Here is a 6,820-nt window from a genome sequence, read left to right as displayed (position 1 = left end):
CACCGCCCGAAACCCCCCATCCAAGGGGCCCCGACCCGGGGCATTTCGTTCACCGCGCCCGCCGCTCTCGCGCCGGGCACCTTTACTACGTTACCGCACCGTCTCTGCCGTGTCAAACCGTGTGTCCCGGTCTGTCATGCTTCGTACGGGTTGGCACCGGTGACCCCGCGCAGCGGCGAACCGCTGCGCTTGACCCTCGGATTTGGCAGACCGGCCGCCGCGGTTTCCCGCAAGCGCGCCCGGCACCCTGCCGGTCGACAACCTTACCCGGTCGGTTCCGCTCCGCCAAATCCGCCCTGCGGCGTTTCGGCGAGCCCCGCCCGGACCGTGTCTTCGGGACGCGAACGCCTCATCCGACCCGGTCAGCCACTCGGATCGGCACCTCGGGTTTTCGTCCCGTTTGCCCCGTTCCGCGCTGGCAGAGAGAAAGTTACGCGGTTGCGGGTTTGATCGTCAAATCCAGGGGCGGCGTCCCGCGTCACACCATCACCCGGGAGCTATGTTCGCAGTTCAGGCGGCCCCTGGCCGGGAGCACCGCATCACGCTGGCACCGCAGAGCACTTGGTCACCTACCCGTGGAGCGGCGCGGAGACGCGGCGGCGCAGCGCCGGGAGCAGCCGGCCGGCTGCCGAAGCGCGGGGGCTAGCGGGTCCGGGCCGCGCGGCGCGTGGCGAGCAGACCGCGCACCCCCAGGACCCCGGTCGTCGTACCGATGGCCAGGGACGCGGCGATGAGCAGCGCGTGCACCCAGAGAAACCCGGTCGGGTCGCCCTGGCCGACCACGCCGGCCGACCAGGCCCGGGTGTCGTTCCAGATGGCGACCGCGAACCTGGGCCAGATCACCCAGGTCCACACCCCGACGCCGACCAGGAACAACGACCAACCACGTGACAGAACCATGGTCGCCAGCATGCCAGCGGCACCGCCGCCGGAACCGGCACGAGCGGCGGCTCGGCGTCGTGCCCCGGCGTTTCCTGATCCGGCCGGGCGGGCACTGTCGTCGGTGCCGAGACGACATCGCGGAGGTGCCAGCATGCAGCCGTTCAATCCGTGGGCCTGGCGGGATCCGGCCGCGCTCGCCGGGGGTTACGACCAGACCGGCCCGGACGACGTGCCACGGCAGCGCACCGACGGCGGCGACGACCGCGTGGACGCTCCTGGTCCGGGCACACCTGTCGACCTCGTCGGCTACCGGGTGGAGGCGACCGACGGCCGGATCGGCTCGATCGACGAGGCGAGCGAGGCGGCCGACGCCCGTTACCTGGTCGTCGACACCGGTCCGTGGATCTTCGGGAAGAAGGTGCTGCTGCCGGCCGGGACGGTGGCCCGGGTCGACCACCTGGAGCGCGTCGTACACGTGGACCGCACCCGCGAGCAGGTGAAGGAGTCGCCGGCGTTCGACCCGGACGACTTCGCGCGCGCCGACTACCGGGAGCGGGTCGGCACCTACTACTCGGAGAGTTACCGGCAGGGCTGAACCGCCGGGCGGGAGAGGGCTGCCGGAGGGCCACCGAACGGTTACCGTGTCAGGCATGCACCGGCCGAGCACATGTGCCCCGGAGACCCCTGCCGGTCTCCCGGGTCGTGGCGGCGACGGCCGGGAGCAGATTCTCGACGTTCTTCGTGCCGGTGGGCTGCGGTTCCGCGCCGGCGGGCGATGGCGGCGCTCGTACTGACGAGCCCCGCTCCACCGATCCGGGTCGGCACCCGGGTCGTTCCCGCGCGTCCGCGCGGCCCCGCCAACGACCGGCACGAAAGGGCTACCACCATGTCCTCAGCACGCATGCTCACCGGCGACCGCCCGACCGGGCGGCTACATCTCGGCCACTACGTGGGCAGCATCGCCAACCGGGTCCGACTGCACACCCGCTACGAGAGCTTCTTCATCATCGCCGACCTGCACATGCTCACCACCAGGAACACCCGCGCCGACATCGAGCAGGTGGCTCGCCACGCACGCGAGATGGTCACCGACGTCCTGGCCGCCGGCGTCGAACCGGAGCGCGCCACCTTCTATCTCCAGTCGGCGATCCCCGAGGTCGGTGACCTGAACACGCTGTTGCAGAACCTGGTCACGGTGCCCCGCCTGGAACGGGTGCCGTCGCTCAAGGAGATGAGCCGGGACGCCGGCAAGGACGAGATGCCGTACGGCCTGCTCGGCTACCCGGTTCTCCAGGCGGCCGACATCCTTTGCGTGAAGGGGCAGGTCGTGCCGGTGGGCAAGGACAACGCCGCGCACGTCGAGGTGACCCGGGAGATCGCCCGCCGCTTCAATCACCTCTACGGCGAGGTCTTCCCGGTACCGGAAATGATCATGTCGGAGACGCCGACGCTGGTCGGCACCGACGGCGCCGGGAAGATGAGCAAGAGCAAGGGGAACGCGATCGGGCTCGCCGACGACGCGGCGACCGTGCGGCGCAAGGTGATGGGGATGTACACCGACCCGAACCGGGTGCGCGCCGACGTGCCGGGCACGGTCGAGGGAAACCCCGTGTTCGCCTACCACGACGTGTTCAACCCCGACCTGGCCCAGGTCGAGGACCTCAAGACGCGCTACCGGGCGGGCCGGGTCGGCGACGTCGAGGTCAAGGAGGCGCTGGCGACCGCGCTCAACCGCTTCCTCGACCCGGTCCGCGAGCGGCGGGCCCGGTTCGAGGCCCAGCCGGGGTTGGTCGACGAGCTGATCGTCGCCGGCACCGAACGGACCCGGGCGCAGGTGCACGCCACGCTTGTCGAGGTCCGCCGGGCGATGGGCCTGACCAGCGCGTACACCCAGGTGCGGCGACGGGCCGAGCGCTACCGCAAGGCCGCCGCCACGCCGGCCTGACCATCGGGTACGCCGACCGGCCGGTCCCGGGTGCGCGGTTGCGCGACCCCCGGGCCGGCCGGTTACGCTACCGGCATGAGCAGTTGGCAGGCGTACCCGACGGCGTCCCCCGACGTCCGGCTCGGCGCGCTGCGACGCCGGCGGTCCCGCGACCGCCTGCGCTGAGCCTTCCTCTCCTGCGACCGGCGGATCGAGCCGCCGGTCGTCGTCGATCGTCCTCGCTCCGCCGCCTTCCCATCCGGTGATCCGCGCGGCGGATCGAGCGAGATCGGCGTACCCATGGATCTTGAAAAGGTGTTGACCGACCGGCTGGCGCCGGCGTTCGCGGCGGTGGCCGGCGAGCCGGTGGATCCGGTCGTGCGGCGCTCGCAGCACGCGGACTTCCAGTCCGACGCGGCGCTCGCGCTGGCCCGGCGGCTCGGCCGGGCGCCGCGGGCGATCGCCGCGGAGGTACGGGACCGCGCCGAATTGGCCGACCTCTGTGCGGCGGTGGAGGTCAGCGGACCGGGTTTCCTCAACCTGACCGTGGCCGACCGGGCGCTCGGCGAACTGGTCGCCGCGCTGGCCGCCGACCCGCGGCTCGGGGTGCCGGTGGTCGCCGAGCCGGAAACCGTGGTGGTCGACTACTCGGCGCCGAACGTGGCGAAGGAGATGCACGTCGGTCACCTGCGGTCGACGGTGATCGGGGACGCGGCGGCGCGGACGCTGGCGTGGCTGGGACACCGGGTGTCGCGGGCCAACCACCTCGGCGACTGGGGCACACCCTTCGGCATGCTGATCGAGCACCTGATCGACAGGGGTGAGGCGGAGGCGGCGCAGGAACTGTCGATCGGTGACCTGGACGGGTTCTACGCCACGGCGCGCAGGAAGTTCGACGACGACACGGCGTTCCGGGAGCGGTCGCGGCGGCGGGTGGTGGCCTTGCAGGGCGGCGACCCGGCGACGGTGCGACTGTGGCGGCTGCTGGTGACGCAGTCGGAGAGCTACTTCCTGACCGTTTACGACCTGCTCGACGTGACCCTGTCCCGGGCCGACTTCCGGGGCGAGAGCACCTACCACGACCTGCTCACGCCGACCGTCGACGAGTTGGACCGCCTTGGCCTGCTGCGGCGCAGCGACGGCGCGGACTGCGTGTTTCCGCCCGGGTCGGTGGGTCGGGACGGCGAGCCGCTGCCGCTGATCGTGCGCAAGTCCGACGGCGGCTACGGCTACCCGGCGACCGACCTGGCCGCGTTGCGGCACCGCACCGGCACGCTGGGCGCGACCCGGCTGCTCTACGTGGTCGGGCTGCCGCAGCGGCGGCACTTCGAGATGGTCTTCGCGACCGCCGCGCAGGCCGGCTGGCTGGCCCCGCCGGCCCGGGCCGAGCACGTCGGGTTCGGGTCGATCCTCGGGCCGGACGGGCGGATGCTGCGCAGCCGGGCCGGCGGGGCGGTGAAGCTCGTCGGGTTGCTGACCGAGGCGGTGCAGCGGGCCACCGCGCTGACCCGCGAGCGCAACCCGGAGCTGGGCGAGGCGGAGGCGGCCGAGGTGGGGCGCGCGGTCGGCATCGGCGCGATCAAGTACGCCGACCTGTCCAGCGACCGGCACAAGGACTACGTGCTGGACTGGGAACGGATGTTGGCGCTGGACGGGAACACCGCGCCCTACCTCCAGTACGCGTACTCCCGGATCCGGTCGATCTTCCGGCGGGCCGGGGTGGCGGCACTGCCGGGCGCGGTCGTCACGCCGGTCGAGGCGGCCGAGCGGGTGCTGGCGATCGAGCTGCTCGGGTTCCCGGCGGTGGTCGAGGAGGTGGCGGACAGCCTGGAGTTCCACCACCTCGCCGCGTACCTGCACCGGCTCGCGTCGGCGTTCAGCGCGTTCTACGAGCGCTGCCCGGTGCTGCGCACGGAGGGGGCCGTGCGGGAGAGCCGGCTGGCGCTGTGCGAGGTGACTGCGCGGGTGCTGCACCAGGGGCTGGACCTGCTCGGCATCGGCACGCCGGAGCGGTTGTGAGCGGGCCGGGTCAGCGGGGCAGCCAGGACTGCACCTCGACCACGTTGCCCTCGGGGTCGCGCAGATAGCCGGAGGGGCTAGCCTGAGCCTCGGCCGGACGGACGGGAGGCGACCATGGCGGATCGGCGGGCGGTGCTCGCCCCGGGGCGCGGCTACGACACCCGGGGTCCGCTCTTCGTCTACCTCGCGGAGGCGTTGCGCCGGCTCGGTTTCGAGGTGCACGAGGTGACCTGGCGATTGGACGAGCTGCGCCTGGACGCCGCGCCCGGGTGGGTGGCAGCACAGCTCGCGCCCGTCCTCGACGCCGGCGCCGACCTGCTGGTCGGCAAGTCGCTGGGCAGCTTCGCTGCCCCGCTCGCCGCCGACCGGGGCATCCCGGCGGTCTGGCTGACCCCGCTGCTGCACGACCCGGCCGTCCGCGACCCGCTGGGCCGGGCGACCGCGCCGTTCCTGCTGGCCGGCGGCACCGCCGACCCGTCCTGGGACGGTGCGGTGGCCCGCCGGCTCACGCCGCATGTGGTGGAGGTGGCGGACGCCGACCACTCGATGATGACGCCCGGCCCGCTGGCCCGCTCCGCCGAGGCGCTCGGCCGGGTCTGCACCGCCGTCGAGGAGTTCGTCGCCGGCCGTTCCCCGGCCTGACCGGTCGCGCTCAGCGCTCGATGATGCGGTTGTTCTCGTCGATGCCGTGGGTCCGCCAGTAGACGTCCCACTCGTCGTCGACGTGCTGCGGAACCTTGCCCTCCGGATAGCGGACGTACGGCGCTGTCGGCTCCTGGCCCTCCGGGAAGCACGCGCTGCCGCCCTGCGCGCCCACCGCGATCGCCGGATATTCACCGTTGCCGCAGATGGACTCCTTGAAGGAGCAGCCGGCGGTGAGCGTCAGTCCGCTCAGGCCGACCGCGGCCAGGGCGATCATGGTTCGGGTTCGCATGGGGAGAATTGTCGTCGCCCCGGCCGCTCCGGCCATCGGTACGGGTACTCAGTCGTCGGGGTGCAGCAGCAAGTCAGCCGAGGGCGCGCAGGCGCTCGGCGAGGGTGTCCCGGTAGAAGTCGAGGAAGCCGTCCGGATCCGGGCCGGCGTTCTGGAGCACGACGTGGTCGAAGCCCGCGTCGGCGTACTCCTTGACGGCCGCGACGTGGGTATCCGGGTCGGGGCCGACCGCGAACTGCTGCCGGATGTCGTCCTCGGTGACGGTGCGGGAGGCGGCCTCGAAGTTGACCGGGTTCGGCAATTCGCTCATCACCTTCCAACCGGTCGCCGCCCACCGGCTGGTCTCCCAGGCCGCGCGGACCGCCTGCTGTTCGTCGGGCGCCCAGGCCATCGGCACCTCGGCGTAGCGCGGGCCGTCACCGCCCCCCTTGCGGTACGCCTCGACCAGGTCGGGCTTCGGCTCGGTGGCGAACAGCCCGTCGCCGCACTCCGCGGCGATCGCCGCGGACACCGGCCCGCTCGCGGCCACCGCGATCACCGGCGGCTCGTCGGGCAGGTCGAACACCCGCGCGTCCTCGAGCTGCAGGTGTTTGCCCTCGTAGGACCGGTAGCCGCCCCGCCAGAGCAGCCGGATGATCTCCAGCGCCTCGCGCAGCCGCTCGTGCCGCACCCGCACGCCCGGGAAGCCCTGGCCGACCACGTGCTCGTTGAGCCGCTCCCCCGCGCCCACGCCGAGCGTGAACCGGCCGTCGGAGACGATGGCCAGGGTCGCGGCGGCCTGCGCGATGATCGCCGGGTGGTAGCGCACGCTCGGGCAGGTGACGCCGGTGGCGAGGCCGATCCGCTCGGTCTTCGCGGCGATCGCGCCGAACACGGTCCAGGTGAACGGCGAGTGGCCCTGCGTGTCGAGCCAGGGGTGGAAGTGGTCGCTCATCTCGACGAAGTCGAACCCGGCCTCTTCGGCCCGCACAGCCTGCCGGATGAGTTCCTGCGGCCCGAATCCCTCGCTGGACAGCTTGTAACCGATCTTCATGGTGTGTGTCCCGTCTCTGACAACGTGG

Annotated in this window: 7 protein-coding genes; 4 read left to right on the top strand and 3 right to left on the bottom strand. The window is 72.4% G+C overall.

Translation table 11 applies throughout. From position 1 onward, the window contains the following. Positions 1-642 precede the first annotated feature (642 nt). Entirely contained in the window at positions 643-900 is a 258-nt protein-coding gene (locus AB0H28_RS26680) for a hypothetical protein (protein ID WP_358045680.1), read from the bottom strand. A 133-nt stretch (positions 901-1,033) separates the two neighbouring features. Between AB0H28_RS26680 and AB0H28_RS26675 the strand changes: the two genes are divergently transcribed. From AB0H28_RS26675 to AB0H28_RS26660, 4 genes are all read left to right on the top strand, one after another. Next, the gene (locus AB0H28_RS26675) at positions 1,034-1,477 is read left to right on the top strand and encodes a PRC-barrel domain-containing protein (RefSeq protein ID WP_358045677.1); all 444 of its coding nucleotides are present in this window, start codon (positions 1,034-1,036) and stop codon (positions 1,475-1,477) included. Between the two features lie 291 nt (positions 1,478-1,768). Then, positions 1,769-2,827: a tryptophan--tRNA ligase gene (gene trpS, locus AB0H28_RS26670; protein ID WP_358045674.1), complete on the top strand. Its 1,059-nt coding sequence runs from the start codon at positions 1,769-1,771 to the stop codon at positions 2,825-2,827. Between the two features lie 279 nt (positions 2,828-3,106). After that, positions 3,107-4,825, top strand: coding sequence for an arginine--tRNA ligase (argS, locus tag AB0H28_RS26665; protein WP_358045671.1), 1,719 nt, complete (start codon positions 3,107-3,109; stop codon positions 4,823-4,825). Positions 4,826-4,939: 114 nt separating this feature from the next. Next, positions 4,940-5,467, top strand: coding sequence for an alpha/beta hydrolase (locus tag AB0H28_RS26660; RefSeq protein ID WP_358045668.1), 528 nt, complete (start codon positions 4,940-4,942; stop codon positions 5,465-5,467). Between the two features lie 10 nt (positions 5,468-5,477). Here the strand turns inward: AB0H28_RS26660 and AB0H28_RS26655 are convergent, their stop codons facing one another. Together AB0H28_RS26655 and AB0H28_RS26650 are read right to left on the bottom strand one after the other, a co-directional pair. Further along, positions 5,478-5,759, bottom strand: coding sequence for a hypothetical protein (locus AB0H28_RS26655; RefSeq protein ID WP_358045665.1), 282 nt, complete (start codon positions 5,757-5,759; stop codon positions 5,478-5,480). A gap of 73 nt (positions 5,760-5,832) precedes the next feature. Beyond that, positions 5,833-6,792, bottom strand: a complete 960-nt coding sequence (locus AB0H28_RS26650; protein ID WP_358045662.1) for an LLM class F420-dependent oxidoreductase — start codon at positions 6,790-6,792, stop codon at positions 5,833-5,835. Positions 6,793-6,820 lie beyond the last annotated feature (28 nt).

The sequence above is a fragment of the Micromonospora sp. NPDC050980 genome (genome assembly GCF_040653835.1).
In the GTDB taxonomy this organism is placed as follows: domain Bacteria; phylum Actinomycetota; class Actinomycetes; order Mycobacteriales; family Micromonosporaceae; genus Micromonospora.
Note: the sequence above shows the minus strand (reverse complement) of the source record. Positions and strands in the feature narration are given on the sequence as shown.